Origin of the sequence: Saccharococcus sp. Marseille-Q5394 (assembly GCF_946901335.1) — a bacterium.
In the GTDB taxonomy this organism is placed as follows: Bacteria; Bacillota; Bacilli; order Bacillales_A; family Planococcaceae; genus Sporosarcina; species Sporosarcina luteola_C.
In genome coordinates this window covers 177,499-203,958 of record NZ_CAMPPQ010000001.1, presented here as the reverse complement: position 1 = coordinate 203,958, position 26,460 = coordinate 177,499, and the positions used below count along the sequence as shown (strand labels likewise).

30 protein-coding genes are annotated in these 26,460 nt (G+C 44.6%); all 30 read right to left on the bottom strand.

Annotated features, from left to right (window positions below):
• Nucleotides 1-5: 5 nt before the first annotated feature.
• The 30 genes from OC538_RS01000 to rpsP all read right to left on the bottom strand — a co-directional run bounded on the left by OC538_RS01000 (nucleotide 6) and on the right by rpsP (nucleotide 26,400).
• Nucleotides 6-386 (bottom strand): TIGR02530 family flagellar biosynthesis protein, encoded by a 381-nt coding sequence (locus OC538_RS01000; RefSeq protein ID WP_251694815.1) that lies wholly within the window; start codon nucleotides 384-386, stop codon nucleotides 6-8.
• A gap of 18 nt (nucleotides 387-404) precedes the next feature.
• On the bottom strand, nucleotides 405-1,052 hold the full coding sequence (gene flgD, locus OC538_RS00995; RefSeq protein WP_262172915.1) for a flagellar hook assembly protein FlgD: 648 nt from the start codon (nucleotides 1,050-1,052) through the stop codon (nucleotides 405-407).
• A 3-nt stretch (nucleotides 1,053-1,055) separates the two neighbouring features.
• Entirely contained in the window at nucleotides 1,056-2,306 is a 1,251-nt protein-coding gene (locus OC538_RS00990; RefSeq protein ID WP_262172912.1) for a flagellar hook-length control protein FliK, read from the bottom strand.
• Nucleotides 2,307-2,351: 45 nt separating this feature from the next.
• On the bottom strand, nucleotides 2,352-2,957 hold the full coding sequence (locus OC538_RS00985) for a MotE family protein (RefSeq protein WP_251694818.1): 606 nt from the start codon (nucleotides 2,955-2,957) through the stop codon (nucleotides 2,352-2,354).
• A gap of 1 nt (nucleotide 2,958) precedes the next feature.
• A complete protein-coding gene (gene fliJ / locus OC538_RS00980; protein ID WP_251694819.1) occupies nucleotides 2,959-3,411 on the bottom strand; it encodes a flagellar export protein FliJ in 453 nt (150 codons plus the stop codon).
• Nucleotides 3,408-4,739, bottom strand: a complete 1,332-nt coding sequence (gene fliI / locus OC538_RS00975; RefSeq protein WP_251694820.1) for a flagellar protein export ATPase FliI — start codon at nucleotides 4,737-4,739, stop codon at nucleotides 3,408-3,410. Before fliI ends, fliJ begins: the two co-directional genes overlap by 4 nt.
• A gap of 2 nt (nucleotides 4,740-4,741) precedes the next feature.
• Nucleotides 4,742-5,521: a flagellar assembly protein FliH gene (gene fliH, locus OC538_RS00970; protein ID WP_251694821.1), complete on the bottom strand. Its 780-nt coding sequence runs from the start codon at nucleotides 5,519-5,521 to the stop codon at nucleotides 4,742-4,744.
• Complete coding sequence (fliG, locus tag OC538_RS00965) at nucleotides 5,505-6,518, bottom strand: flagellar motor switch protein FliG (protein ID WP_251694822.1); 1,014 nt, start codon at nucleotides 6,516-6,518, stop codon at nucleotides 5,505-5,507. Before fliG ends, fliH begins: the two co-directional genes overlap by 17 nt.
• A gap of 14 nt (nucleotides 6,519-6,532) precedes the next feature.
• On the bottom strand, nucleotides 6,533-8,110 hold the full coding sequence (gene fliF, locus OC538_RS00960) for a flagellar basal-body MS-ring/collar protein FliF (protein ID WP_251694823.1): 1,578 nt from the start codon (nucleotides 8,108-8,110) through the stop codon (nucleotides 6,533-6,535).
• A gap of 105 nt (nucleotides 8,111-8,215) precedes the next feature.
• Nucleotides 8,216-8,491 (bottom strand): flagellar hook-basal body complex protein FliE, encoded by a 276-nt coding sequence (gene fliE, locus OC538_RS00955; RefSeq protein ID WP_251695297.1) that lies wholly within the window; start codon nucleotides 8,489-8,491, stop codon nucleotides 8,216-8,218.
• Between the two features lie 58 nt (nucleotides 8,492-8,549).
• Complete coding sequence (gene flgC, locus OC538_RS00950) at nucleotides 8,550-9,011, bottom strand: flagellar basal body rod protein FlgC (RefSeq protein ID WP_251694824.1); 462 nt, start codon at nucleotides 9,009-9,011, stop codon at nucleotides 8,550-8,552.
• 2 nt (nucleotides 9,012-9,013) lie between these two features.
• On the bottom strand, nucleotides 9,014-9,406 hold the full coding sequence (flgB, locus tag OC538_RS00945) for a flagellar basal body rod protein FlgB (RefSeq protein ID WP_251694825.1): 393 nt from the start codon (nucleotides 9,404-9,406) through the stop codon (nucleotides 9,014-9,016).
• 297 nt (nucleotides 9,407-9,703) lie between these two features.
• A complete protein-coding gene (gene codY / locus OC538_RS00940) occupies nucleotides 9,704-10,480 on the bottom strand; it encodes a GTP-sensing pleiotropic transcriptional regulator CodY (RefSeq protein ID WP_251694826.1) in 777 nt (258 codons plus the stop codon).
• A gap of 84 nt (nucleotides 10,481-10,564) precedes the next feature.
• The gene (hslU, locus tag OC538_RS00935) at nucleotides 10,565-11,968 is read right to left on the bottom strand and encodes an ATP-dependent protease ATPase subunit HslU (RefSeq protein ID WP_262172907.1); all 1,404 of its coding nucleotides are present in this window, start codon (nucleotides 11,966-11,968) and stop codon (nucleotides 10,565-10,567) included.
• Complete coding sequence (hslV, locus tag OC538_RS00930; RefSeq protein ID WP_251695298.1) at nucleotides 11,965-12,510, bottom strand: ATP-dependent protease subunit HslV; 546 nt, start codon at nucleotides 12,508-12,510, stop codon at nucleotides 11,965-11,967. The genes hslU and hslV overlap by 4 nt, the downstream gene beginning before the upstream one ends.
• A gap of 9 nt (nucleotides 12,511-12,519) precedes the next feature.
• Complete coding sequence (xerC, locus tag OC538_RS00925; protein ID WP_410055839.1) at nucleotides 12,520-13,437, bottom strand: tyrosine recombinase XerC; 918 nt, start codon at nucleotides 13,435-13,437, stop codon at nucleotides 12,520-12,522.
• Nucleotides 13,438-13,746: 309 nt separating this feature from the next.
• Nucleotides 13,747-15,822 carry a type I DNA topoisomerase gene (gene topA / locus OC538_RS00920; protein WP_251694829.1) on the bottom strand — a complete coding sequence of 692 codons (2,076 nt, stop codon included), beginning with the start codon at nucleotides 15,820-15,822 and terminating at the stop codon, nucleotides 13,747-13,749.
• 172 nt (nucleotides 15,823-15,994) lie between these two features.
• On the bottom strand, nucleotides 15,995-16,879 hold the full coding sequence (gene dprA, locus OC538_RS00915) for a DNA-processing protein DprA (protein ID WP_251694830.1): 885 nt from the start codon (nucleotides 16,877-16,879) through the stop codon (nucleotides 15,995-15,997).
• A 70-nt stretch (nucleotides 16,880-16,949) separates the two neighbouring features.
• Nucleotides 16,950-17,852, bottom strand: a complete 903-nt coding sequence (gene sucD / locus OC538_RS00910) for a succinate--CoA ligase subunit alpha (protein WP_251623962.1) — start codon at nucleotides 17,850-17,852, stop codon at nucleotides 16,950-16,952.
• Nucleotides 17,853-17,870: 18 nt separating this feature from the next.
• On the bottom strand, nucleotides 17,871-19,031 hold the full coding sequence (gene sucC / locus OC538_RS00905) for an ADP-forming succinate--CoA ligase subunit beta (protein ID WP_262172903.1): 1,161 nt from the start codon (nucleotides 19,029-19,031) through the stop codon (nucleotides 17,871-17,873).
• A 127-nt stretch (nucleotides 19,032-19,158) separates the two neighbouring features.
• Nucleotides 19,159-19,458 carry an EscU/YscU/HrcU family type III secretion system export apparatus switch protein gene (locus tag OC538_RS00900; protein WP_251694832.1) on the bottom strand — a complete coding sequence of 100 codons (300 nt, stop codon included), beginning with the start codon at nucleotides 19,456-19,458 and terminating at the stop codon, nucleotides 19,159-19,161.
• Nucleotides 19,455-21,251, bottom strand: coding sequence for a hypothetical protein (locus tag OC538_RS00895; RefSeq protein WP_262172900.1), 1,797 nt, complete (start codon nucleotides 21,249-21,251; stop codon nucleotides 19,455-19,457). The genes OC538_RS00900 and OC538_RS00895 overlap by 4 nt, the downstream gene beginning before the upstream one ends.
• A 3-nt stretch (nucleotides 21,252-21,254) precedes the next feature.
• The gene (locus OC538_RS00890) at nucleotides 21,255-22,025 is read right to left on the bottom strand and encodes a ribonuclease HII (protein WP_251694834.1); all 771 of its coding nucleotides are present in this window, start codon (nucleotides 22,023-22,025) and stop codon (nucleotides 21,255-21,257) included.
• Between the two features lie 107 nt (nucleotides 22,026-22,132).
• Nucleotides 22,133-23,011: a ribosome biogenesis GTPase YlqF gene (gene ylqF / locus OC538_RS00885; RefSeq protein WP_251694835.1), complete on the bottom strand. Its 879-nt coding sequence runs from the start codon at nucleotides 23,009-23,011 to the stop codon at nucleotides 22,133-22,135.
• Nucleotides 23,012-23,028: 17 nt separating this feature from the next.
• A complete protein-coding gene (gene lepB, locus OC538_RS00880; RefSeq protein ID WP_251694836.1) occupies nucleotides 23,029-23,586 on the bottom strand; it encodes a signal peptidase I in 558 nt (185 codons plus the stop codon).
• Nucleotides 23,587-23,843: 257 nt separating this feature from the next.
• On the bottom strand, nucleotides 23,844-24,188 hold the full coding sequence (gene rplS / locus OC538_RS00875) for a 50S ribosomal protein L19 (protein ID WP_251623953.1): 345 nt from the start codon (nucleotides 24,186-24,188) through the stop codon (nucleotides 23,844-23,846).
• A 278-nt stretch (nucleotides 24,189-24,466) separates the two neighbouring features.
• Complete coding sequence (trmD, locus tag OC538_RS00870; protein ID WP_251694837.1) at nucleotides 24,467-25,210, bottom strand: tRNA (guanosine(37)-N1)-methyltransferase TrmD; 744 nt, start codon at nucleotides 25,208-25,210, stop codon at nucleotides 24,467-24,469.
• The gene (rimM, locus tag OC538_RS00865; protein WP_251694838.1) at nucleotides 25,207-25,722 is read right to left on the bottom strand and encodes a ribosome maturation factor RimM; all 516 of its coding nucleotides are present in this window, start codon (nucleotides 25,720-25,722) and stop codon (nucleotides 25,207-25,209) included. The genes trmD and rimM overlap by 4 nt, the downstream gene beginning before the upstream one ends.
• Nucleotides 25,723-25,878: 156 nt before the next feature.
• A complete protein-coding gene (locus tag OC538_RS00860; protein ID WP_251623949.1) occupies nucleotides 25,879-26,112 on the bottom strand; it encodes a KH domain-containing protein in 234 nt (77 codons plus the stop codon).
• Nucleotides 26,113-26,127: 15 nt separating this feature from the next.
• On the bottom strand, nucleotides 26,128-26,400 hold the full coding sequence (gene rpsP, locus OC538_RS00855; protein WP_060209070.1) for a 30S ribosomal protein S16: 273 nt from the start codon (nucleotides 26,398-26,400) through the stop codon (nucleotides 26,128-26,130).
• Nucleotides 26,401-26,460 lie beyond the last annotated feature (60 nt).

Genomic DNA, 26,460 nt, shown 5'->3' with positions numbered 1-26,460 from the left:
AAGTGTTAGCTGAGCACGATTGTGCCGTCGATGTTTGTAAATAGTTGATCTTTCGCTTCCTTGCGATCCATCGCTGTAATGACTGTGGAATTTTTCGCGCTGATGATCAGTGCTGCTTGATCCATCAGTACAAGGGATTCTTTGATTCCTTTCACTTTTGCTTCATTCACCTTGTCTGTGATGTGCGCCCATTCAGTTTCTGTAATATGAATGTTCCGCTCTTTCAGCCTGTCATTTGCGTGTTTGCTGATTTTTAAAGCTTGCGGCTGGATTGCCTTATTCAGCTGTTCGATAAATGACTGTTTCGGCTGTTGGGGTGCTTTCATAGGTTGTCCATGGCGTATGAGTGGCTGCGATGGAACGTGGTGGATGTTCAACTTGTCCATACACTCGCTCCTTTTTTGTTATTGACTGATGGATGTGAATGAATTGCCATCGATTCTTGTACCGTCGCCCAATATATATTGGAGTTTTCCTTCCTTATTGGATACGGATACGACTAGACCTGACTTTCCCTCTTCACCGTCCATGTAGCCGACTGTTTTCCCGATTAAAAGACTAGCTTCTACTAAACTATTCGTATTTCCTGAGCCTGCTAGTACTTCAGAAATATTGCCGGGTGTCAGTTCTTTTCCGTCCGCCATTGTGAATACGACAGATCCGTTTACGAATTTAGCGGATTGGATTATACCCGTCCCTTCATTGACTATCGGTTTGCCTGCTTCGTCCTTCTTATCCGTCATTTCATGCCAACGAACATTCTTTCCGACGAATTGATTGTATTGGATCAATTGGGATTGGTTTTGTGCCTCAGCGAACTTTTCAAATGCACTTGCCAAGTTCATCGTTTGTTCTAATGATGAAAACTGTGCCATCTGTGCGATGAATTCATTGTCTTTCATCGGGTTTGTCGGATCCTGGTTTTGCAGCTGTGCAATAAGGATTTTCATAAATGCATCCTTGCCCATCGTATCCGGTCCCGTTTTTCGTTGATCCCGCTGATTGTTTATAAGAAACATCGATTCTGTTATCGATTTTTGTCCCTCTATCATTCACTACACCTCCAGTTCAATCATATATTCTTCAAACGAAAGTTCATCTTCGGGTGATTGGTTCTGTTTGTTATCATCCTTCTGTTGCTCACGCTTGAATTGTTCATTAAAAGATTGTTCACGTTCATTTCTATGCGATTCTTGGATTGTTTGCGCAATGTCAACACGGTCGACTTGCAAGTTCTGCTGATTAAATGCGTGTTTCAGTTGATGCAACTGACTATCAAGCATTCCTTTGGCAAGTGCCGTTGATGCAAGAATTCTTGCTGTCATGACTCCATTCGTTTCAAGCAGCTCGATACGGATTTGGCCGAGATGTTCAGGATATAACTTGATGAGCATCCGATTGGTTCCGCCGACTTGTCCGAAATTGGAACGTTTCATTAGCGCCTGCATTTCCCTAAGTAGTGTTTCGCTTCGGTTCGCAGGATTCGATTCAGCCTGCTGTAATGGCATTTCCGATCTGACTACCGTTGTAGTTGCATGAACAGCACCAGATTGCGGTGTTGGATCGGCTTGTTTCTGCCCAGAACCTTCTGCATTTGCAGAAGTTGAAGAATTCGTTTCAAGGACGATTCTGAATTCATTTTTCTGATTGAGAAACGGCAATTGTTCCTGCCTCCCTGCCGTTGCCATCCGCTGTTCGAATTGGCCAGCAGCCGCGGTGATCATTTGACGGAAACTATCGACCTTCTGCTCCATCCACAAATCCATATCTGATTTTGGAGCCAACAATTCTATCGTTTTTAGTAAGGATAGAAGTTGGGTAGCCTCATTCCTTGTTCCAGGCTTTTGAAGTTCCTCATTCAAATTTTTGAAAAATCGGATTCCAGCTTCATCGATCATGTTCAACAATGTCCACATATCGGCGGAGATGTTCAATTCCTCAGTTTCGCCTTTAGATATGCCGGCTTCCTCCAATAATTGTTGTAGCTTTTTGAGCATTTCTTCAGGATTGATTGATAACCAACTTGCTATTTCTTCTAAGCTTTCAGTGCTTCCAATAGCAACAATCTCGTTACCTTGAATCGTTTTTACAGCACTCTCCAAACCTTCGACAGTTGAAGCATTAAATAGATTTGGAATCGATTCAATTGGAATTTCTCCGTTAGTCGGACTCTCCGCTTTAGGCGTTTTTGAAGAAACGCCGGCGAATATCGCGCCGAACTTGGAATTGGCCTGACTGCCATTTTGCATGTTTGTTGACGACACTTGATGCATGCCCATCATGGATTGCAATGCTCCGATGTTCACTCTAATTTTCACCTCCCCTCAACGTTTGCCACCTTCAGCTTCCGCTTACTTTGTCATTAGACTCGTGTACTTTGCGGCATCTTCAGGCGACATCTTTTCTAATATCGGTGCGAGAACTTCAGGTTTTAGGTTGCTAAGTAATTGGATTGCTTCCGCATCGCTCATTTTTGTTATGACGGGGGCTGCGGACTTTGCCGACATTTTCTCGAATGTTGAAATGATCTCTTTCATGTCGCGTTTATAATCATCTTTCTCCGTTTTCAACGCTTCAATTTGACCCAACAAGCTTTTTTGTTCATCGAGCAAGGACTTTTTTTCGTCTGCTGATTTCGAAAGATCTTCTTGGAGTTTGAACAGTTGGGCTTCCTTCTCTTGGATTTCCGCCTGCAATTCGACGACACGCTCTTCGATAATCAAGTCGCTGCCTTTTTCATCATCAACCTGCTTTTCTTCTGTGAATGGAAGGGATTGTGTCCATTCCTTCGCTTTGTCAAAAACGTTCACATCGGCGACATATGCGATGATCAATAGCACCATCGTCGTGAAAAGAAGCGGAATGAGAGTCCAAAGCAACACTTCCTGGAAGAGGCGGGTGCCTTTTTTCTTTTCAACGATTTTCTCGTCAGTTTGCAGTTTTGAGTTCCTTGTCAAATTACCACCCTGTTTCTCTTCTATGGAACTTCAATGTTGATAATTCATCCAACAGACTTGCTTCCGCTTGTTCCATTTCAGTACGATAATGTTCTTTATCTTTTTCCTTCATCTTTTCAAACTTTTTCACTTCGATCGTCTTCTCCAACAATTTATCTTCGAACCAATTCATTTTGGAACGGGCTTTAAAGACCGATTGCTGCAGACCCTCGATCCGTTTATCGAGGCTATCGATAAATCGTGCATAGTGATGGATTTCATTAATGGAAAAGCCTGTCGTCATTTTTTCCTGGTGTTCGGCAATGACGGCTTCCTTCCGTTTCAATACCTCATATAATTCGGTTGCGACCGTTTCGAAAGACTCGACTGCTTTCTTGAACTCTATCTCGGTCTCCGTTTTTTCCTGTTCCCGGTATGTGAGCACCTTTTCAAATCGGTATTCATAAGGTTTCATCGTGTACCTCCTCCTGGAGCAAGCGATATCAATTCTTCAATGCTGTCTTCCATCTTCACATTCTCTTGATAACTTTGCTTCAAAAAGTTGGTGATATGCGCTTCGTATTCGATGGCTTCATCGATTTCCCTTGAAGTGCCCCGTTTATACGCTCCAATATTGATAAGATCTTCCGACTTGTCATATGTGTAATACAATTCACGGAGCTTTTCAGCGGCTTTAACATGTTCCGGACTAGCAATATGATTCATGAGACGGCTTACGCTTTTCAAGACATTTATGGCTGGGTATTGCCCTTTATTGGCAAGTGTCCTATCCAAGACAATATGGCCATCAAGTATACCTCGCACCGCGTCCGCAATCGGTTCGTTCATGTCATCGCCATCGACAAGCACTGTGTAAAATGCCGTAATCGCGCCGACATCGTTCGTACCGGTCCGTTCCAAAAGCTTCGGTAAAATCGAAAATACGGATGGCGTGTAGCCGCGCGTTGCCGGGGGCTCTCCTACCGCGAGCCCGATTTCCCTTTGCGCCATTGCGACGCGAGTGACGGAATCCATCATGAGCATCACGTTCAGCCCTTTATCCCGGAAATACTCTGCAATCGCCGTTGCTGTGAAGGCGCCTTTAATCCTCATAAGGGCAGGTTGGTCGGAAGTTGCTGCAACAACGATTGTCTTGCTTAATCCTTCAGGGCCTAAATCCCGCTCGATGAACTCCCGGACTTCACGGCCACGTTCTCCGATCAGACCGATGACGTTCAAATCAGCCGTTGTATTTCTAGCAATCATCCCGAGCAAAGTACTTTTCCCAACGCCGGACCCCGCGAAAATTCCGACCCTTTGGCCATTTCCGACGGTCAACATACCATCAATAGCTTTGACACCGACAGCCAGTTTTTCACTAATAGGCATTCTTGTCATGACGTTCGGCGGATCCTGTTCCGTTCGCACTGTCGACAAACCTTTCGGAAGTGGACTGCCGTCAATCGGGTTCCCCATGGAATCAAGGACTTTTCCGATCAGGTTCATTCCGATTTTCACCTCAAGCGGCTTCCCTGTACATTCGACAAGGCAACCACTCGAAATATCAGTGATATTCGAGTAAGGCATCAAGATGACAACTTCTTCTCTGAAGCCAACAACTTCCGCCAAAATGACAGAGTCTACTTTGCCTCCATTATTTAGATGTATACGGCATACATCCCCCACTGAGCTTTCAGGACCTTGTGATTCAATCATGAGACCGACTACCCGTACGACCCGTCCAAACTTCGGAAATGAATTCATTTTTGGAATGATTTCAACCAGTTCCTTCGCTTTCTTCATCGTTAGTCACCACTCTCTAACAGTTCAACGAGTTTCTCTTTGAGTTCGTTCAATTGTTCATCGACGCTGACAACTATACGGCCCTGGTTCGTTTCGATAATGCAATCGTTCGTGTCGAAGTCGTCATTTGCAAAAATGAGGAATGGGACATCAGGCGGGAAGATGGAAGCAAGTTCAGCGCGATTCGACGAGACAAGTTCAAATTGGAAGACCGATACGTATAGTTTGATCTCCTTCATTTCCCTCGCTTCCTTCAATCCTCTTTTCACGATTGAAAGGAAAACCTCCTCATCCTCTTCTAATTTCTTCCCAAGAATGCGTTCCGCCGTCCTCATCGCAATTTCTAATATGATTCTTTCTTGTTCTTCCAGATATTTCAGCGCATTTTCCTTCGAATGAAGAGTGACTTCATTTGCCACTTTCAAAGATTCGCTCATATCGGATATCGACTTGCTCCTGCCTTCTTCGTATCCGACTTGGAACCCCTCTTCGTATGCTTGCTGCTGCAACGCCGTCTTCTCCTGCTCCCAAGCAGCTTGCATAGCAGCAATATCCTCTTGCGCCATTTGTCTCATATGCTCTGCATCCGCTTTTTCCAGTTCAATCTGCCGTCTCGCATCGTTCAGCATTCGGTCACGTTCTAAATAGAGGGATTCTTTTGAAATCACTTCCTCTTTTCCGTCAACCGTCGGCATATGCAAATTCCGGATTGTTATTTCCTTGATGTTGCCTTCTTCAGATATCGTTCGGGAAGAACGAAAAATGTTAGACAATGATGTCATCCCCTCCACCGCGGGCTATGATGATCTCCCCTGAATCTTCCAACCTTCGGATGATGGATACAATTCGTGCCTGCGCTTCTTCAACATCCCGCAAACGAACTGGCCCCATGACTTCCATCTCTTCCTGGAATGATTCAGCCATCCGTTGAGACATGTTTTTAAAGAGGATTTCCCTCACTTCTTCACTGGACACCTTCATTGACAAGATGAGATCCTCATTTTCACATTCACGCACAATGCGCTGAATGGAACGATTGTCCAATGTAACGATGTCCTCGAAAACGAACATCCTTTTCCGAATTTCCTCCGCAAGCTCCGGATCCTGGATTTCGAGCGCATCCAAAATGGTCTTTTCAGTAGCTCTGTCGACTCCGTTCAACACTTGTACAACCGCGTCGACTCCGCCCGTCTCCGTGAAATCCTGTGTGACTGTGGAAGATAGCTTCCTCTCCAAAACAGCTTCGATCTCGCTGATGACTTCGGGGGAAGTGGAATCCATGGTCGCTATTCGTTTTGCGATATCCGCTTGCATTTCCTGTGGTAGAGATGACAGGATCATTCCCGCCTGCTCTGCCTCGAGATATGACAAAATCAATGCAATTGTCTGCGGATGTTCATTTTGAATGAAATTCAGAATTTGACCAGGCTCTGCCCTTCTTGCAAAATCGAATGGTCTCACTTGTAAAGAAGATGTCAGGCGATTAATGATTGCTTGAGCGTGTTCTTTCCCAAGTGCTTTTTCCAATACGGTTTTCGCATATCCGATTCCGCCTTGGGATATATAATCCTGTGCAAGTGCAATATTATGAAATTCCTCGATGATTTCCTCCTTGACGTTGGAGTCGACTTTCTTTACACCGGAAATTTCAAGCGTCAACCGTTCGATTTCCTCTTCTGTTAAATGCTTATAGACAGCTGCCGAAACCTCCGGACCGAGCGATATGAGCAGAAGTGCGGCCTTTTGCTTACCCGTCATTCCTTTATCCTTCTTTACCACTGTTCATCCCTCCGTCAATCTTCGGCAATCCATGTTCTCAGCAACTTGGCAAATTCTTCAGGCTTATCCTTCGCCATCTTTTCAAGTTGCTTTTTGCGAAGGGTCGCTTCCGTTTCGTTTTGTTCCATATTGATATCTTCGACATGCAATGCTTCGCGCTGCTCTTCGAGTATCATCGCTTCTTCCAATTCGCTTTCCTGTCTGCGTTTTCGGAAGTAGGCAACGACCAGGATGGCTATGACTGCTAGTAAAGCTGCACCAATTGCATATACCCACCATGGAATCGCACCTTTTGAAGATTGAGGTACGGTAACGAGCTTGCCATCAAAGTTTTGAGTAGTGATCGCGATCTTACTTCCCCAGTAATCTCCAGGAAGTTCTGCTGGCAAGTAGGTTTTATCAATGGAAGTACTGATAATCGTCTCTAGAATATTCCTAATATCACCTTCCACGTTATTCCCTTCCGAGGGCTCCATCATAACTTGAATACCGATATCGCGAATTTTATAAGGGCTTTCTACAATATCTTTCCTGATCCGGTTCACTTCATTGTTAATTGTCTCTTCCAAGCGCTCATAATCACCGTTAGCGTTGTTGCCTTCGACAAAGTTAGTCCGGTTATCTGTTGGATCTTCGCCTTCAGGAACGCCCCCTGCAAGAGCACCATCCCCTGAGAATGACTCTGTGATTCTTTGGACACTGATTGCTAGGCTATCAAGATCCTCATCTATACGATCAACAAGATTTTCTTGTCTGTTCTCCTGTTTGAAGTCAATATCTGTAGTTACGGAGACGACGACCTTATCCTGTCCTAACATCGTGCCAAGCATCATCTGCACTTTTCGTTGCAGATCGCGTTCAATTGTCTTTTTCAAATCCATTTGATTTACAACATTCGTGCCAATTGATTGATCGGATGATTTCAAATCAAAGTATTCGGAATACTGGTTCATGATAACGATATCGTCTGTAGATAAATTCGGTAAACTTTTTGATACTAAATTATATAAGGCCTTAATTTGAGGTTCCGTAAACTGATGCCCAGGTTCCGTCTTCAACATGATTGCAGCACTTGCACTTTGTACAGTTTCATTTAAAAAGACACTTTGTGTAGGCAATGTGAGCATTACATTTGCATCTTGCACACCTTGGATCCCTTTAATAAGATTCGCCAACTCGGTTTGCATAGATGCAAGCTTGATCATATTGAATTCATTGTCTGTCGTTCCAAAACCGGCATTCTGAGAGAAGAACGAATAATCGATAGTTCCTGTATTCGGGTACCCTTCCGCAGCCAGGGTGACGAGGAGGTCATCAACCCGTTCTTTCGGAACGAGGATTGAAGTGCCACCTGGTGCAATTTGGCTCGGGATGCCCTGCACATCGAGCTCTTCTTTGATTCTGCCAATTTCCGCGCGCGAGACGTCACTGTAAAGAGGGACGAATTCCGTCCTCGACAAGAAGTAAGTCAGAAATGCAGCAAGAACAATAACAGCAGCCGCGGACCCTATATATGTTGTTTTTTGTCGTTTTGTGCGACTCGACCAGAACTGCTTCAAGTCAGTCCCAATTTTCGTCAATCTTTCTTTCATTCTGATCCCCCGGTCTGCTTACATAGTCAACGCCGTCACGAAGAACGGCGTTTGCGAGTAAAAGCAAAGCGTTACGAGCACATCTTTGCTCTGCCGTCACGAATTTTAAACTGGCATTCTTATTATTTCCTGATACGCTTCAATTACCTTATTTCGCACTTCCATCGTCGCACTCAATGCTATTGATGCTTTTTGAGCGGTGATCATGACGTTATGCAAATCGACATCTTCCCCTAAAACTAGTTTTTGGGTCATTTTATCTGATTCGATCTGTTTGACGTTCACATCCTGTATGGCATCCTTTAAAAACGTACCGAAGTTCTTCTGCGATTCAAATGGCGTGGGCTTGAGAGCATCATTTATTTTCAACAGTCCCGGCATATTTCCCGCGCCTTGAATAGATTGTATAGGCATTAGTCATCTCCTCCATTTCCGGTTATTATTTCCCTATCTCGAGTGCTTTCATTAACATCGCTTTATTTGCGTTCAACACTGTCACATTCGCTTCATAGGATCTTGTTGCGGACATGAGGTCAATCATTTCTCTTAGCGGATCCACATTCGGCATTTGAACATACCCTTCGTCATTAGCATCCGGATGGCTTGGATCATAGACAAGCTTGAAGGGTGTTTCCCTATCTTCTTGAATTCGGGAAACCGTCACGCCGTACCCCGCCGCCCCTCTATCTTTGCTTCCCATTGCAGCTTGCAGCATCGAAGAGAAGCGTCCTTCCATCGGTTGGAAGCTGACGCTCTTTCGGCGATACGGCTGCCATTCGCCGTTTACCATCTTTCCTCTCGTCGTTTCAACATTCGCCATATTGGACGAGATGACATCCATCCTTAGCCGTTGGGCAGTGAGAGCCGAGGCGGAAGTGTTGAGACTATGGAAAATAGACATGATTATCTGCCTCCTTTAATGACATTTTGAAGGGAGTTGAATTTGCTGTTCAGACGATCGACTAATGCATTATAGTAAATCTGGTTTGCCGCAAGATCTGCCTGCTCCTTATCCATATCCACTCCATTTCCATCCTGCCGATAATTATAATCCGCATATTTGGCTATACCCGGTTTTGATACTTTCGAAGAAAAATCAAAATGCAGTTCGTTCGTCCGATATGCATTGATAGGTTTACTTTGGGCTTCTTGCATCATTTGCTTGAAGTCGACATGTTTCGACTTGTAATTCGGCGTGTCGACATTTGCAATATTTTGCGAAATAACTTTCCCTTTGGAAGAAGAAAAGTTCAAACCTTGCTCCAACAGTGAAATTGTTGATCCATAAATGTTCATTAATCTATTTCACCTCTAGTTGTTTTATCGTTATATATGAAAGATAATCTTTTCTATTAAACTTTCAATTAAAACACATATCTTATTGTATCGGATTTTGGCGAACTTTGTCCATCAAATTAATCAAAATAGATTAGGTCGAAACAACCCTTTTAAATCACTCTACTCGCATCATTTGTAGTTCTTAGGACTAATATCATAACCCGGAAGTATAGTCGCACTTCCTATTTCTTTCTCCTTCAAGTTCTTCACAAAAAAATAACACTCCGGGATGTTCACCCGGAGTGTAATAATTTGTTAATTTTTTTGGTTTTCGAGTTCTTCAAGGAATTTGTTGTTCAATACTTTAATGTAAGTTCCTTTCATACCAAGTGAACGAGATTCGATTACACCAGCACTTTCAAGTTTACGCAAAGCATTGACGATAACGGATCGTGTAATCCCTACACGGTCTGCAATTTTAGAAGCGACAAGAAGGCCTTCATTGCCATTCAGTTCTTTAAAGATATGTTCAATCGCTTCGTGTTCACTGTAAGACAATGAGTTGATAGCCATTTGAACGACAGCTTTGCTGCGAGCTTCAATTTCAATTTCCTCGGATTTCTCACGTAAGATTTCCATACCGACTACTGTTGCGCCATATTCAGCAAGAATTAGGTCATCTTCAGTAAATTTCTCTTTCAGACGCGCAAGGATAAGTGTTCCAAGACGCTCGCCGCCACCGATGATCGGAACAACAGTCGTCAAGCCATCCTTGAATAATTCGCGCTCCTCTTCCGGGAAGACCGAGTAATCGCTATACACATCAATATTCGAAGACGTTTCATTTACTTCGAAAAGTTTTTGCGTATACTCTTCAGGGAATTTACGTTCTTGGAACATTTGCTTCATACGTTCATTGTCGATTTGGTGGTGAATTTCCAGACCAAGTAATTTTCCTTTTCTGCTGACGATGAACGCATTGCATTCGATGACAACGCTTAATTTCTCAGCCATTTCTTTGAAGTTTACAGGTTTTCCAGCTGTTTCCTGAAGCATTGCGTTGATGTTTCTTGTTTTTGTTAGTAAAGACATAATTATTTTTCCTCCTATTAGTACCTTTTGGGGTTTAAGAATATTCTAAAGCTTTTCAATCATTAAATAAACTAAAACGTTTCATTATAAGATGAAATGTGACAAATCTTTATTTTTTACGATATCTTTCAGCTTTTCATCGACATATGCCACAGTAATCTTGATTGAAGATGGTCCGATTTCCGCAGCTTCATACGATAACTCTTCAAGCAATTTTTCCAATATCGTATGCAGCCTTCTTGCACCGATGTTTTCTGTATTATCATTCACATCAAACGCAATTTCAGCAACCCTCTCGACGGCATCTTCCGAGAACTCGATTTCGACATTTTCCGTCGCCAAGAGTTTTTCGTATTGCTTGATCAATGAAAAGTCAGGTTCTTTTAAGATCCGGACAAAATCCTCTTTTGTGAGCTTTTCAAGTTCCACGCGAATTGGAAAACGACCTTGGAGTTCCGGAATGATATCCGAAGGCTTCGACATATGGAATGCACCAGCAGCGATGAAAAGTATGAAGTCCGTTTTTACCGGCCCATATTTAGTGGTGACTGTCGAGCCTTCCACAATGGGTAGTATATCCCTTTGGACACCTTCCCTTGATACATCTGCAGATGACCCGCCGCCGTTGCCGCGACTTGCGATCTTATCCATTTCGTCGATGAAAATAATGCCGGATTGCTCAGTGAGCTCAACCGACCTTCTTGCAATCTCATCATGATCGATCAATTTATCCGCTTCTTCGGCTTGAAGGATTTTTCTTGCGTCCTTCACCTTCATTTTGCGTTTCGTCATCTTTTTTGGCATTAAAGACGATAAAGCATCTTGCATGCTTGCACCCATTTGCTCCATTCCCGAACCTTGGAGTGCATCAAACATGGAAGGTTGTTGGGAGGAGACTTCGACAGTAATCGATTGATCTTCCATTTCACCAGCGGCAAGACGACGGGCGATTTCTGACCGCTTCCTGCTTATATCATCCGCTTCCTCGTGATTCTTCTCATCCTCATCGTCCTTTTGTCCAAAAAGCATTTCAAAAGGGTTCTGCATATTGACTTTGCGCTTTTTTTCCGGTACGAGCAATTCGACGAGTCGTTCTTCAGCAAGCTTTTCCGCCTGACCTTTAACGGACTCCCGCATTTCCTCCCGGACGATGCGGACGGCCGACTCGGTCAAGTCCCTTACCATCGATTCGACATCTCTTCCTACATATCCGACTTCCGTGAACTTCGTCGCTTCCACTTTAACGAACGGGGCATTCACGAGCCGCGCAATCCTTCTCGCTATTTCCGTCTTTCCGACGCCTGTCGGTCCGATCATTAAAATATTCTTAGGGATGATTTCCCTTTTTTCCTCATCTGACAAAAGGCTTCTTCTATACCTGTTCCGGATTGCGACGGAAACCGCTTTCTTCGCAGCATCCTGTCCTACAATATATCGATCCAGATACGCAGTAAGCTCCCGTGGGGTCAATTCCTGCTTTGTATTCATTTGAGTACCTCCACAATAATCCGATCATTTGTGTAGACACATATTTCGGCAGCCGTCTCAAGTGCAGCCTTGGCTATTTGCTCAGCGTCGAGTGTATCACCGCTATATTTTTTCAGAGCGCGTCCGGCCGCCAATGCATAATTCCCACCCGATCCGATTGCAAGCACACCATCATCCGGTTCGATTACTTCACCGGTTCCCGAAACGAGCAGAAGCTTGTCTTTGTCAGCGACGAGCAGCATCGCCTCCAACTTCCTCAAGACGCGATCACCCCGCCACTCTTTCGCCAATTCGACAGAGGCACGCTCCAAATTGCCATTGAATTCGCCAAGCTTGCCTTCAAACAATTCGAAGAGGGTGAAAGCATCAGCGACAGAACCTGCAAATCCTGCAATTATTTTACCGCCAAAAAGCCTTCTCACCTTTTTAGCAGTATTTTTCATGACAACGGATTCTCCCATCGTCACTTGTCCGTCACCTGACATCGCACAAACACCTTTGTGCCGGACGGCAAAGATTGTTGTAGAATGAAATTCCATCAGCTCATCCTCCTAAGCCCGCGGATGTGTTTTCATATACGTTTTCCGCAGATGCTCTTTCGTGATATGCGTATATACCTGAGTTGAAGATAAATGACTATGACCGAGCAATTCCTGTACTGTTCTCATGTCTGCACCATTTGACAGCAAATGCGTCGCAAAGGAATGGCGAATCATATGCGGATAAATCTTTCCGGGAATGGATGCCTTTTCCATCATTGCATTCAGTACATGGCGTACGCCCCTGTCCGTAATCGGGTCACCACGCAAATTGACAAACAACGAATGATGACTTTTCTTCTTCATAAGCATAGGACGACTTTTTTCCATATAGGATTCAAGAGAGTCTTGAGCGAAGCTTCCAAATGGGACGTAACGCTCTTTCCTGCCTTTTCCCATCACTTTGACGATGCCGAGAGAATTATCGATATCGCCCAATTCGATGGATGTGAGCTCACTAACCCGGATTCCGGTAGCATAAAGCAGTTCTAGAAGCGCGCTATTGCGTAATGATTTCGGATCTTCACCAACACATGTTTCAAAGAGTGATTCCAATTCCTTTTCATAAAAAAAAGCCGGAAGCCGCTCTTCCTTCTTTGGATGGTGCAATAAACGGAATGCATTATCATTTATCCCGAATCGAGCATTGCCAAACTTATAAAAAGAACGAATCGATGAAATCTTCCTTGAGATCGTTTTCCTTGCGAAACCTTTGTCATACAAAGTTGTTATATACAATCTTGCTTCAGGATATTCGACATTGTCCAGATCAGAAATTCCTTCTTGGGATAAAAAGGAGAGGAACTCGTGAATATCATTGCTATATTCCGAAACTGTCCGTGATGAATAGTTCTTTTCGAGGCGTATATAGGATATGTAATCGTCAAGAACAGCCTTTGGACTATTTCGTTGCAAGTGTTTCACCCCCATATGAATCACTCTGTCAATTATAACAAAATTGGAACATGTTTGAATAGTGGTTATTTTTTCTTTTTTAGACCCGTTCGTTTTGCACTATTAACCAAATAGGAGAACTAATTCGGAAATTCAAAAGTCATCCACGATTCACTATAACGTAAACTATATTGTTCCGGCAACATAATCGTCTTAGGTTGTCTGACATCTACTGTATTTTTAGACACAGTTTGTTCAATTTTTAGGTGATATACACATTAAAAAGCTGCACTAGGCGGATTTTTTCCGTCATGTGCAGCTTGCACTCGCTCAAACATCTCTGGCTTATTCTTGTGCATCCTCTTTATAATCACATTCCGTACATTGGATTTGCACACCTTTTTTAAGCCTTTTCTCAACTAATGTGTTTTGACATTTCGGGCACGGCCTGGCAATAGGTTTATCCCATGATACATATTCACATTCAGGATATCGATCGCAGCCGAAGAAAATCCTTTTCGTTTTGCTCTTCCTCTCGACAACTTGCCCTTCTTTACATGACGGGCATGTGACACCGATCGGTTTGATGATCGCTTTTGTATTTCTGCAATCGGGGAAATTCGAGCAAGCCATGAATTTTCCATATCGGCCCATTTTGAATACCATTGGAGAACCGCATTTCTCGCAATCCTCACCGGCGGGCTCGTCTTTGATTTCAATTTTCTCCATTTCTTCGTCGGCAACTTTGACGTGCTTCTCGAATTCTTTGTAAAATTCATCAATGACTTGCTTCCATTGGATTTCTCCATCTTCAACATCATCGAGGTTCTTCTCCATATCGGCAGTGAACTTGATGTTAATAATATCAGGGAAATATTGATTCACCGCTTGGTGGACGATTTCTCCAAGTTCTGTCGGAACGAACCGTTTGGCGTCCAACGTTACGTAGCCCCGTTTCTGGATTGTATCGAGTGTAGGCGCATAAGTCGATGGCCGGCCTATTCCAAGCTCCTCCAACGTCTTGACGAGACGTGCTTCCGAAAATCTCGGAGGTGGCTGCGTGAAATGCTGCTTCGGATCGATTTCGCTACCCTTCACGCGTTCCCCTTTTTCAAGCGGAGGCAGTATGCGGTCCTTTTCCTCTTCCTGATCGTCTTCCCCTTCAATATAAACCTTCATAAAGCCTGGGAACTTCACTTCCGAACCTGTCGCCCTAAATTTAACATCGCCATTCATCAGATCCGCAGTGACCGTGTCAAGCACGGCTGGCGCCATCTGACTAGCCACGAAGCGTTCCCAGATCAATTTATAAAGCCTGTGCTGATCTCGGGATAAATACTGTTTCATCGCTTCAGGCGGCCTCATGACCGAGGTCGGTCGTACAGCTTCATGTGCATCTTGTGTGTTGGCTGATTCTTTAGCCTTCGCTTTCGACGTGGCGACGAAATCCTTGCCGTACATCGTCTCGATGAAGGAGATTGCTTCTCCTTTTGCACTTTCTGATATTCGAGTGGAGTCCGTTCTCATATACGTAATGAGACCGACGATGCCTTCTTTGCCGGTATTGATCCCTTCATAGAGCTGTTGGGCAAGCATCATTGTTTTTCTTGCTCTGAAATTCAATTTACGTGCCGCTTCCTGTTGCAAGGAAGATGTTGTGAATGGAGGAGCTGGATTCCTTTTTCTCTCCTTTTTGACAACGTTGACAATCTCGAATTCATCGCCAGACATTCTGGAAAAAACTTCATCGACTTGCTTTTTATTTTCCAACTTCATTTTCTTCTGCGCATCACCGTAGAAGGAAGCCTCGAACGTTTTTCCATCTTTACTGAACTTCCCGCTGATGCTCCAGTATTCTTCAGGGATGAATGCCTTTATTTCATTCTCCCGGTCGATAATCAATCGTAATGCGACCGATTGCACACGCCCAGCTGACAATCCCTTCTTCACTTTCTTCCAAAGGATCGGGCTAATATTATAGCCTACTAGTCTATCCAATATCCTTCTGGCCTGTTGGGCATCCACCCGGTTCATATCAATTGGGCGAGGACTTTTGAAAGACTCCTTTATGGCATCTTTTGTGATTTCATTGAATACTACGCGGCAATCCGAGTTGATATCCACACCTAGTTGGTGTGCCAAATGCCATGCAATCGCTTCCCCTTCCCTGTCGGGGTCAGCCGCGAGAAATATTTTCTTCGCTTTTTTAGCATCTTTTTTCAACTCTTGCAATATAGGGCCTTTCCCGCGAATCGTGATGTATTTCGGTTCATAATTATTTTCAGTATCCACGCCCATCTGACTGCGGGGCAAATCCCGCAAATGCCCGATGGAAGCACGAACCTTATACTTCTTGCCTAAGTAACGTTCAATTGTTTTCGCCTTGGCGGGCGACTCAACAATTACTAAGTAATCTGCCATTTATCATGTTCCTCCTCATAGAGGTTCCCTTTTTGTACATCCGCAGGGCTGTCTATTTATTCCTGCCCATTCCGGTTCTCGGTGATTCCGGATGTAAAAGAATATCTGTTGCAAAATGTATAACAGATTTGAATTAAAATCAACCTTTTCAATAAAAGGAATGTTTTACCCGTCATTGATAAGAGCAGCTCTCAAGCGCTTGAAAGCCGTTCCATATAGGCTTTGCACCTTGTTCAATCAATTTATTCGGCCCAAGAGATAAAGCAGAGGTAATTGGCCCGGGAACCGCGTAAATAGCCTTCCCGTGCTCTAGCGCATGATCTACGGTGCTCATCGTTCCGCTCTTTTCCTCAGATTCAGTGATGATGACGGACTCTGATAAGCCGCTGATAATTCTGTTTCTCATCGGAAATGTCCATTTTGCAGGTCTCATATAAGGAGGATATTCCGTCAGCAGTAAATGGCGTTCAGCAAGCAATTCTGCAAGCTCCTTGTTTTCACGAGGATACAGGTGGAATAATCCATGTCCTAGTACCGCAATTGTCTTTCCGCCGAATTGTATTGCAGATTTATGCGCCATTGTATCCGCCCCTTTAGCTAGGCCGGAAACGATGACGGCTCCACGATCGACAAGCGGAGGAACAATGAATGAGAGCGCTTTCATCGAGTAGTCGGTTGCTTTACGTGATCCGATGATTGCCACTTTCATAGATGCTTCCAAAATCGTTGGATCACCTTTCACATAGAGGACTGTTGGAGGGTCGACAAGCCACTTCAACGGCTTCGGATACGCCAGATTCGTAATTGGAATAGGGATGATTTTCTCTTGTTGATAAAGAAGGGGGAAAGGAGTTTGCTCATGCCGTTTCAACTGTTCATTCAGCTGGACTGCTTTTGCTTTGGGGATTTTCAGCAATGTCGCGAGTTCGTCAGTGCGATATGTGAACAGATGACGAAGATCGGGGTCCATCTTCAAGATTTCCGCTACTTTGTTAAGTGGGACGGGGTAGACATAATGCAAAGCAAGCAACTTACGGTCGACGTCTGTGAGTAACACACAATTCCTCCTTCAGATTCCGGATATGTAAAAGAACAGCATGCAGTTATCCTGCATGCCGTACTGTCCATCAATGTGTTTTACATTTTTCGTAAAGCCCTTTTTCTTTAAGTACTTTAATTAATGTTTCTCCGATCACGGAAGGCGTGTCAGCCGTTTCAACTCCAGCAGCGTTAAGTGCTTTAATTTTCTCTGCAGCTGTTCCTTTACCACCGGAAATGATCGCCCCAGCATGACCCATACGCTTACCTTCTGGCGCTGTTTGTCCGCCGATGAAGCCGACAACAGGTTTTGTCATGTTCGCTTTCACCCACTCTGCAGCTTCTTCTTCAGCTGTACCGCCGATTTCACCGATCATGACGACCGCGTATGTTTCTGGGTCTTCGTTGAACTCTTTCAGTACGTCGATGAAGTTTGTGCCGTTTACAGGGTCTCCGCCGATACCGACAGCAGTTGTCTGGCCAATGCCTGCTTGCGAAAGCTGATGAACAGCTTCGTACGTCAATGTCCCAGAGCGGGATACGACGCCAACGTGGCCTTTCGTATGGATGTAGCCTGGCATGATACCAATCTTACACTCATCGGATGTAATGACACCCGGGCAGTTCGGTCCGACAAGACGTGTTTTCTTGCCTTCCATGTAACGCTTCACTTTTACCATATCAAGAACCGGGATATGTTCTGTAATACAGATGGCCATATCCAATTCTGCGTCAACAGCTTCAAGAATCGCGTCTGCCGCAAACGGAGCCGGAACGTAAATGACAGATACATTGGCACCTGTAGCTTTGACAGCTTCTTCAACTGTATTGAAGACAGGTACTCCTTCAACTTCCGTTCCGCCTTTGCCCGGTGTTACACCGCCGACGATTTTCGTACCATACTCGAGCATCTGCTTCGTATGGAAAAGTGCTGTTGAGCCTGTAATACCTTGTACAATCACTTTTGTATCTTTATTAATATAAATTGCCATCGTTTGTCCCTGCCTTTCTTAGCCTACGAGTTCAACAATCTTTTGTGCACCGTCCGCCATTGTGTCAGCAGCGATGATATTTAATCCTGATTCATTCAATAGCGCTTTACCTTTGTCAACGTTCGTACCTTCCAAACGTACAACAAGCGGCACTTCAAGGCCGACTTCTTTCGCAGCCGTAATAACACCTTCCGCGATTACGTCACATTTCATGATGCCTCCGAAAATATTGACGAAGATTCCTTTGACATGTTTGTCAGAAAGGATGATTTTGAATGCTTCCGTAACTTTTTCAGCTGTAGCGCCGCCCCCAACGTCAAGGAAGTTGGCCGGTGATCCGCCGTAGTAATTGATTGTATCCATCGTAGCCATCGCAAGACCTGCACCGTTTACCATGCAGCCGATGTTGCCATCTAGGGATATGTAGCTAAGGTCGTACTTGGAAGCTTCGATTTCTTTCGGATCTTCCTCGTCGAAATCGCGTAATTCGACAATATCTTTATGACGGTATAATGCATTGTCATCGAAATTGAATTTTGCATCCAATGCCAATACATTGTCATCGCCTGTAACGACAAGTGGATTGATTTCAACGATCGATGCATCTTTTTCTTCAAATACTTGGTAGAGTCCTAGCATGAATTTCGCAGCTTTGTTGACAAGATGTGTAGGGATGTTCATATTGAATGCCATGCGGCGCGCTTGGAACCCTGTAAGGCCGACGACTGGATCAATGACTTCTTTGAAGATTTTTTCAGGAGTCTCTTCAGCGACTTCTTCAATGTCCATTCCGCCTTCTTCAGAGCCCATGAGAGTAACGCGATCTGTAGCGCGGTCAAGTACAAGACCTAAATAATATTCTTTTTTGATATCTGATCCTTCTTCGACAAGAAGTCGTTTAACTTCTTTTCCTTCAGGGCCTGTTTGATGGGTTACAAGGGTTTTGCCGAGAAGCTCTTTTGCATACTCGCGCACTTCATCAAGATTTTTGGCGATCTTAACGCCACCCGCCTTACCACGCCCGCCGGCATGGATTTGCGCCTTGACTACGATTACGTCCGTACCGAGTTCCTTTGCCGCCTTTACAGCTTCATCGGGAGAAAAAGCTACCCGACCACTTGAAACAGCAACGCCATAATCTCTGAGCAGCTGCTTACCTTGATATTCATGGATATTCATCTTACATCCTCCATTCGAACTTGTAGCTCATAATTTACTGCCGTATCCATTGTAGTAAAGATGTAAAATAATGTCCACACTTGTTGTTGCCATATAAGCATTTTTTGATATCTTTTGATAGTTTCCGTCATTTTACCCTATTATTCTTCCGTGAACCATGCTCCCGGTCCACCTGGTAGATATATGCAAACACCTCTGCTACCGCTTGGTACAGTTGTTCAGGAATCGTTTCATCCACTTCGAGCTGCCCTAGCAATTCTACAAGAGTCGGATCTTCCTGGATCGGAACATCGTGTTCTTTCGCCTTCTCCAAAATGTTTTCGGCAATCTTCCCTTTACCTTTGGCGACAACCTTCGGGGCATCTCCTGCCTTTGGATCATAGGAAAGCGCAATTGCCTCTTTACGGGAATGTTTCTGTTCTGTCATATCCGGAAGTCAACTCCACCCTGTTCCGACATTTTATCATTCCGCCTTTTGGTTTCCCTGTTTCCTTCTTCTTCAAATTGTTTAAAGGTAACTCCTGACAATCTATAATCTACCGATTCAAGGCCATCTTTCAATTTCATTTGCAATAGACCGCCAATTTCCCGCAGTTGATAATTCTCGTTGAAAACCGTTATCGCGACGACCCGGTTTTGAACTTGCATATCCACGACCGTCTTGTCGATCGATTCCAATTCCAAGTAAAACAGGATCCTGGCGAAATCCGCATCGATTTTTCCATCCGCCTTCTTCCTCCCATTCCACTGAATTGTTGCATCGACCCGTTTACCGAGGAATTCCAGGGGCAGCTGCATGACAATCTGTTGGTTTACCCCCGTGTCACCGGACTGTATGAGCGAGCCATTCATTCTCGCAACCATTGTTTCTGCCGCATCACGCAATGCAGGAGATACTGCACTGTCATGTAACAGCGCCACCAATTGAGGTTTCAACATATCCATCGTCTTTGCGATATCATGATTCCCGCTCAACAGTCCCGCTTCATAATTGAAGCCCAGGGATTTAAAAAGGCTTTGCATTGCTTCTTTCATAACCTTTCCGTCAATCGCTTGTTCAACTATAGTTTGAGCTCCTTGCATTAACTCCTTCGCTACTGGCATCGATGATTGCTCCATCATACGGTACAGTTCCGGAATTCTCGCGCGAGCATTATCGGGCAACAATAACTTGAGGACAGCTGAGGCTTCGTCATCCGAAAAAAAAGGCATGGATTGGATATGTTCAGCAACTAGACGCATGATTTTTCCGGCTTGTTCACCCGCTTGAAAGCTCCTTGTTTCGACCGATCGATTAGGTTCCATTTCGTCTAGTAAGCCGATCAACTGCAACTTATACGCCTGTTGTAAGACAGGGTCGTTTTGAATCAAATCTTTTATTTGTCCTGCTCCTGCCACCCGCTCCGCCATTGTCGTATCAATTATTGTTTGTAAATTGTCAAGTGTCGTGCTTGCAGGCATGATTCCGGAGCTTTTTAGCAATTGCAATACTTGGAATCGTTCCTCACGGGGGATACTTTCGTCTAGCAATTTTAGCACAGCCCCGCTTACCAATGCCTTTTCCGCAGCAGAAACGGCAATCCTGCCTGCATCACCCACCGTTGCAAGAATTCTTTCCTTTGATTGCATTGGTATGCCTGTATCAGTGAGTAGCGCATTTCTTAAAGCAGTCAAGCCATCGTGCAAGCCTTCCTTTTTCTCCACCCCTAAAAGTGAATTGAAGTTAAACTCATTTAACGGAAGTTTCAACTCCACCAATTTCTGGATAGCATCAAGAGCCTCATTTTGCAATGATGGTGGGACGGTTTTCAAAAGTTCTACAGCATTCAACAAAATATCCTTGGAAACAGGAAGTCTATCCTTCAAAAAATGGTTCAATACAGTAACCATTTCCGGTGATTTCGGAAGTTGCATCGAGTCTATCAAGTTGGTCATTTGCTTCGCTTGTCCTTCCGTTGCTTGTAAAGGGCCGGATACGACTATGATTTGCAGTTCAGGGGTGACCGATTTCACTTGAAAATAATAGGCGTCGCCCGCCTTCATGGGAACTTCCAGTTTGGCCATCAATTTTTGGCCTCCGATTTGCACTTCAGCCATCTGTCCCGGGAAAAGCTGTTTTATCTGCCCGTGGAACATTTGGCCTTCCCGCATTGTCAACGGCAGTTGTGAGACAGGGATGGACTGGTTGCTCAAGCGAGGAATCGATGAATTGTTCAACACACGTCACCTTCCTTCCAAAATCGATTTGACAGGCTCGAACGTTTTTCTATGGTGGTGGCACGGTCCATGGAGATGGAGGGCTTCCACGTGCTCCGCAGTGCCGTAGCCGACGTTCTTGTTGAAGTTGTACACCGGGAACTCCTCATGAATTAGATTCATCAATTGATCCCGCGTCGTCTTCGCGAGGATGGAGGCTGCGGCTATCGCAAGACTTTGAGCATCCCCTTTGATAATGGATTCAGACCTGCAGACCACTTGAAGCTTCATGGCATCCGCCAAGACGATTTCCGGACGGGTTTCTAATGCGCTTACTGCCTTTTCCATTGATTCCCGAGTTGCGGCATAAATGTTCATTTCATCGATTCTTTCTGCTGATTGAATATGTATTGAATAGCTGATTGCGACCTCTTTAATAATCGCAGATAATCGATCTCTTTCTTGGATGGATATTTTTTTTGAATCATTGAGTCCTAGCAGACCAGGTACTTCTTCAGGTAATATGACGGCGGCACAAACAACAGGTCCTGCCAATGGGCCTCTTCCTGCTTCATCTACTCCTGCGACGAGTGCTCCATCGTATGTTTTAAAACTGTTGTCGAACTGGATTTTGTCTTGCAGCATTTGTTCCAACAGCTGTTTCTTTTCGTACTGGCGATACCATTTTCGCAGTTCTGTTTTGACGCCTGCGCGATGATCGTCCTCTAGTTTATTCATCCACGGCTCTGGATCGGAAGTCTGTTGCAGCAGATTAGAGATTTCTTTGATTGTTTTCATCTTTTCACCTTCTATTATGTATAACATATTTTGCAGTTTCTTTTTATATCGGACAGTATTCCTGATTGTGATTGCTATTCAATAAGAAAAGGCCGATTGTCACGGGATTATTCCGTGACTTCATCGACCTGTTTTAATAAATCAGACGTAAAATCGAAAGTCAGCTTGCCAAGCAGCTCACTGCGGATGTCTTGGATAATCAGTTCAGCCACTTTGTCATAATCGATTTCGCCACCTTGTGTATACGCCTTTCGGGACTCCCCGATCACATCAAAGACCTTTTGTATATCTTCACCTACAGAGGTGATGCCATAACGCTTTTCAAGACGCTCAGGATAATGCTCCTCCAGAAAGCGGAGTCCATAGACTGCCAGGTTTTCCATATTGACGATCGTGTCCTTGATTGCACCTGTCAACGCAAGTTTATACCCTACGGCTTGGTCTTCAAATTTCGGCCAAAGGATTCCCGGCGTATCAAGCAATTCAAGTTCCTTCTCGAATTTGATCCATTGCTGGGCTTTCGTGACACCCGGCTTATTACCTGTTTTTGCAATATTTTTCTTTGCGAGCCGGTTGATCAACGTCGACTTCCCGACGTTAGGAATTCCAACAATCATGGCGCGGATCGCCCCAGGTCGAATACCCCTCTTTTTCAAGCGTTCAATTTTCGGTGCCAGTATTTCCTTTGCTGCCTTTGTTACGGTTTGCAGCCCTTTTCCTTCAAAGGAATTTATGGCGACTGCCCGGATACCTTCTGATTCGAAGTGTCTGATCCATCGCTCCGTCTCCTTCTCATCAGCTAGGTCCATCTTATTCAAAATAAGCAGTCTCGGTTTTTGCTGGATGACTTCATCAATCATCGGGTTTCTCGATGAAAGGGGCAATCGGGCGTCGATTAACTCGAATACGATGTCGACGAGTTTCAATTGTTCCGTCACTTCACGTCTAGCTTTGGCCATATGGCCCGGAAACCATTGTATGGTCATAGTTTCATCCCCTTCCTTCAGTCCACCTTGCCGAAATCACTGATCGGCCAGAATATGAATTTTGTGCTTCCTATGATTTCATCAATCGGCACTGCTCCGATATGTCTTGAATCTTTACTCTTTCGGCGATTATCGCCCATAACGAAGACATGGCCTTCAGGGACCGTCTGCATACCGATCTTCTCTTCCAGCGTGAAATCTTCGGTCAAAGTTCCATCGGGAATTTCTTCTTTATATTGATCAAGATAGGTTTCTTCGTACGGTTGATCATTAATGTATAGAATATCGTCCTTATATTCCACTTTATCGCCCGGAAGACCGATGACCCTCTTAATATAATCCTTCTTTTCGGGTGCATGGAAGACGACAATATCAAAACGATCTGGTTTTCCGAGTGTGTAACCGATTTTATTGACAATCATTTTATCGCCGTGTTCAAGTGTGGGCATCATTGAAATACCATCCACAACAATCGGTGTGAATAAAAATATACGGATGATTGCCGCCAGTCCAAACGCAATTAAAAGCGCTTTGATCCATTCCCAAGTTTCATTTTTCTTCTTCTCTTCATTCATCACAAAGCCTCCCGCCAAGTCACTATCCTTATTGTACAGTCTATTCATTTTTGAGGCAAAAACAAAAGCGCAGTGCGCCTGAATAGAGACGATAGGCATAAGGCAGATCTGCGAAACGGCGCACTTTGCCGTGTAGCAGAGCTGACTTATGACCGAGTCTCTGGCGCACGGAGCTGGAGGAAAAAAGAAAGGAGACCAACTTTTTGGTCTCCTCATGAATAGGAAACAGCGGAGATGCAATCCCCGCTGTTTGAATTTTATCGGATTTCTTTGATACGTGCAGCTTTTCCGCGAAGGTTGCGAAGGTAGTACAATTTCGCACGACGGACTTTACCGCGACGAGTAACTTCAAGTTTAGCGATTTTCGGTGTGTGTACAGGGAATGTACGCTCAACACCTACACCGTTGGAGATTTTACGGACTGTGAAAGTTTCACTGATTCCGCCTCCACGACGCTTGATGACAACTCCTTCGAAGAGCTGGATACGCTCGCGCGTGCCCTCAACGATTTTCACGTGCAAGCGGACAGTGTCCCCAGGACGGAAATCAGGATGGTCTGAACGAAGTTGGTCTTTTGTTACTTCTGCAATAATGTTTTGCATTTTTTTCTCTCCTTATCCACAGATGCTCTTGCACCTCTTGCGTTTGCAGCGGAACACCAGTCAGTATGTACTCCCTATAGAAGTACAAAGTAGATATTATCATAAAGCGACAGTGTGTGCAAGTGTGAAAAGTTGATTTCCGCTGCAGGCGGACGCTTTCCGCGGGCACGGCTTCAGCCGCTTCCCTCGCTTCCCTCGCTTCGCTCAGTCCAGGGTCTTCAGCTCGCGCTGTTCCCGCTGGAGTCGCCGCCTTTCGCTACAATCAACGGAGCTTCCTATCAATTGGACTCCTCACTTATTAGCTGCTTTAACACTTTCTGTTGATGTTCTGTTAATGGAGCGTCTTCCAGTAGGTCTCTTCTGCGTTCGAATGTGCGTCTTAGTGATTGTTCTTGACGCCATTTTTCGATTTCGCCGTGGTTTCCTGATAATAGGACATCAGGAACTTTCATTCCATTGAATTCAGCAGGTCTTGTGTATTGGGGATGCTCGAGGAGACCTGTCGAGAATGAATCATGGACAGGGGAATCTGTATTACCCAAAACATTCGGCAAGAGTCTGACGACGCTGTCGATGATGGCCATGGATGCTATCTCCCCGCCGGTCAGAACGAAGTCGCCGAGGGATATCTCATCTGTTACGAGATGTTCACGTATACGCTCGTCATAGCCCTCATAATGCCCGCAAAGGAATACAAGATGTTCTTCCTTGGAAAGTTCTTCTGCCTGTTTCTGATTGAATCTGACGCCTTGTGGGCACATGAGGATGACTCGCGGTTTCTTCGACGTATCGAGGGCGAGCGATTCGACCGCTGCAAATAGCGGTTCGGGCTTCAAAACCATCCCCGCGCCGCCACCATATGGATAGTCGTCCACTTTATGATGCTTGTTCCCAGAGAAGTCCCTGAAATCCGTCACTTTAAAAGAAACGGCTTCATTCTCCTGTGCCTTCTTCATGATGGAGGAGTGGAGAACTCCTTCGAACATTTCGGGAAACAACGAGAGAACGTCTATTTTCATCATGACAGTAGTCCTTCCATCGGTTCGATGATGATTTGTTTCTTCTCAATATCAATTTCTTTGACGACATCTTCAATATAAGGGATGTAATGCGGTTTTCCAGTCTTCGGTGTGACAGTCCATACATCATTGGCGCCTGTCGCCAGTATATCCGTCACTTCACCGAGCTCTTCACCAACATCCGTATAAACAGTACATCCGATGATTTCGTGGTAGTAAAACTCCCCTTCATCAAGATCACCAAGTTGCTTCTCGGACACCTTTAATAATCCGTCCCGATATTTCTCAACATCGTTGATATTGATATGGCCTTCAAAAGTGAGAAGGTCGAAGTTCTTATGGCGGCGGTGGCTTGCTACAATCAACTTAATCGGCTTTTTTTCATTCGGCATGAATAAAGTGAGTTCATTTCCGACCGCATACCTTTCATCCGGGAAATCAGTACGCGAGATGACACGCACTTCCCCTTGTATTCCATGTGTGTTGACAATTTTACCAACGTTGAACCATTGCATACAATACACCTTCCTTTTCATTAGGGACATGGATGCATTCCTTAAGCTTAAGTAGACAAAAAAGGAAGGAACATGAGCTCCCTCCTTTTTTGTGTTGGTTTCCCGGGTACGGCATTAGCCAATCCGCGTAAACCTGTTGTTCAAGACTGATTTCCATCATTCGATGATATCAAGGTAAACTTTCTTACCGTGGCGACTTCCTGCTGCTGAATAAACAATAGTTCGTATCGCCTTGGCGACACGCCCCTGCTTTCCGATCACTTTCCCCATATCTTCGGGATTAACGGAAAGTTTGTAAGTGACACGATGATGTTGCTCATCTTTGTCGACCTGAACATCTCCGGGATGATCGACCAAAGGTTTGACAATCGTTTCAATCAGCTGCTTCATGTCCACCCCTCCTGATTACTTACCGTATTTAGCGTTGTGGAATTTCTCCATGATGCCTTGTTCTGAGAACAGGTTACGAACTGTATCAGATGGTTTAGCACCGTTTTGAAGCCATTTAAGAGCCAATTCTTCATCGATTTTCACTTCAGCAGGTTTTGTAAGCGGGTTGTAAGTACCTACTGTTTCGATTTGACGGCCATCACGTGGTGAACGTGAATCTGCTACAACAATACGATAGAAAGGAGTTTTCTTTGCTCCCATACGTTTAAGACGAATTTTTACTGACATTTTTTCTTGCACCTCCGAATAGTTTCACACAAGATAGTATATTATCAAGGTTTTTCATGT

Bases quoted from the DNA above. Each gene is read 5' to 3' on its own strand.
- ylqF (WP_251694835.1), bottom strand. From the start codon at position 23,011: ATGACCATACAATGGTTTCCGGGCCATATGGCCAAAGCTAGACGTGAA.
- flgD (WP_262172915.1), bottom strand. From the start codon at position 1,052: ATGATAGAGGGACAAAAATCGATAACAGAATCGATGTTTCTTATAAAC.
- OC538_RS00860 (WP_251623949.1), bottom strand. From the start codon at position 26,112: ATGAAGCAGCTGATTGAAACGATTGTCAAACCTTTGGTCGATCATCCC.
- codY (WP_251694826.1), bottom strand. From the start codon at position 10,480: ATGTCTTTACTAACAAAAACAAGAAACATCAACGCAATGCTTCAGGAA.
- flgB (WP_251694825.1), bottom strand. From the start codon at position 9,406: ATGAACATTTATGGATCAACAATTTCACTGTTGGAGCAAGGTTTGAAC.
- lepB (WP_251694836.1), bottom strand. From the start codon at position 23,586: ATGAATGAAGAGAAGAAGAAAAATGAAACTTGGGAATGGATCAAAGCG.
- flgC (WP_251694824.1), bottom strand. From the start codon at position 9,011: ATGTCTATTTTCCATAGTCTCAACACTTCCGCCTCGGCTCTCACTGCC.
- fliH (WP_251694821.1), bottom strand. From the start codon at position 5,521: ATGACATCATTGTCTAACATTTTTCGTTCTTCCCGAACGATATCTGAA.
- fliI (WP_251694820.1), bottom strand. From the start codon at position 4,739: ATGAAGAAAGCGAAGGAACTGGTTGAAATCATTCCAAAAATGAATTCA.
- xerC (WP_410055839.1), bottom strand. From the start codon at position 13,437: ATGGGGGTGAAACACTTGCAACGAAATAGTCCAAAGGCTGTTCTTGAC.
- rplS (WP_251623953.1), bottom strand. From the start codon at position 24,188: ATGCAAAACATTATTGCAGAAGTAACAAAAGACCAACTTCGTTCAGAC.
- sucC (WP_262172903.1), bottom strand. From the start codon at position 19,031: ATGAATATCCATGAATATCAAGGTAAGCAGCTGCTCAGAGATTATGGC.
- OC538_RS00900 (WP_251694832.1), bottom strand. From the start codon at position 19,458: ATGACAGAACAGAAACATTCCCGTAAAGAGGCAATTGCGCTTTCCTAT.
- trmD (WP_251694837.1), bottom strand. From the start codon at position 25,210: ATGATGAAAATAGACGTTCTCTCGTTGTTTCCCGAAATGTTCGAAGGA.
- rimM (WP_251694838.1), bottom strand. From the start codon at position 25,722: ATGCAATGGTTCAACGTTGGTAAAATTGTCAACACACATGGAATACAA.
- hslU (WP_262172907.1), bottom strand. From the start codon at position 11,968: ATGAATACAAAGCAGGAATTGACCCCACGGGAGCTTACTGCGTATCTG.
- fliF (WP_251694823.1), bottom strand. From the start codon at position 8,110: ATGAAAGAAAGATTGACGAAAATTGGGACTGACTTGAAGCAGTTCTGG.
- fliJ (WP_251694819.1), bottom strand. From the start codon at position 3,411: ATGAAACCTTATGAATACCGATTTGAAAAGGTGCTCACATACCGGGAA.
- topA (WP_251694829.1), bottom strand. From the start codon at position 15,822: ATGGCAGATTACTTAGTAATTGTTGAGTCGCCCGCCAAGGCGAAAACA.
- rpsP (WP_060209070.1), bottom strand. From the start codon at position 26,400: ATGTCAGTAAAAATTCGTCTTAAACGTATGGGAGCAAAGAAAACTCCT.
- OC538_RS00890 (WP_251694834.1), bottom strand. From the start codon at position 22,025: ATGAAAACAATCAAAGAAATCTCTAATCTGCTGCAACAGACTTCCGAT.
- sucD (WP_251623962.1), bottom strand. From the start codon at position 17,852: ATGGCAATTTATATTAATAAAGATACAAAAGTGATTGTACAAGGTATT.
- OC538_RS01000 (WP_251694815.1), bottom strand. From the start codon at position 386: ATGGACAAGTTGAACATCCACCACGTTCCATCGCAGCCACTCATACGC.
- fliE (WP_251695297.1), bottom strand. From the start codon at position 8,491: ATGCCGGGACTGTTGAAAATAAATGATGCTCTCAAGCCCACGCCATTT.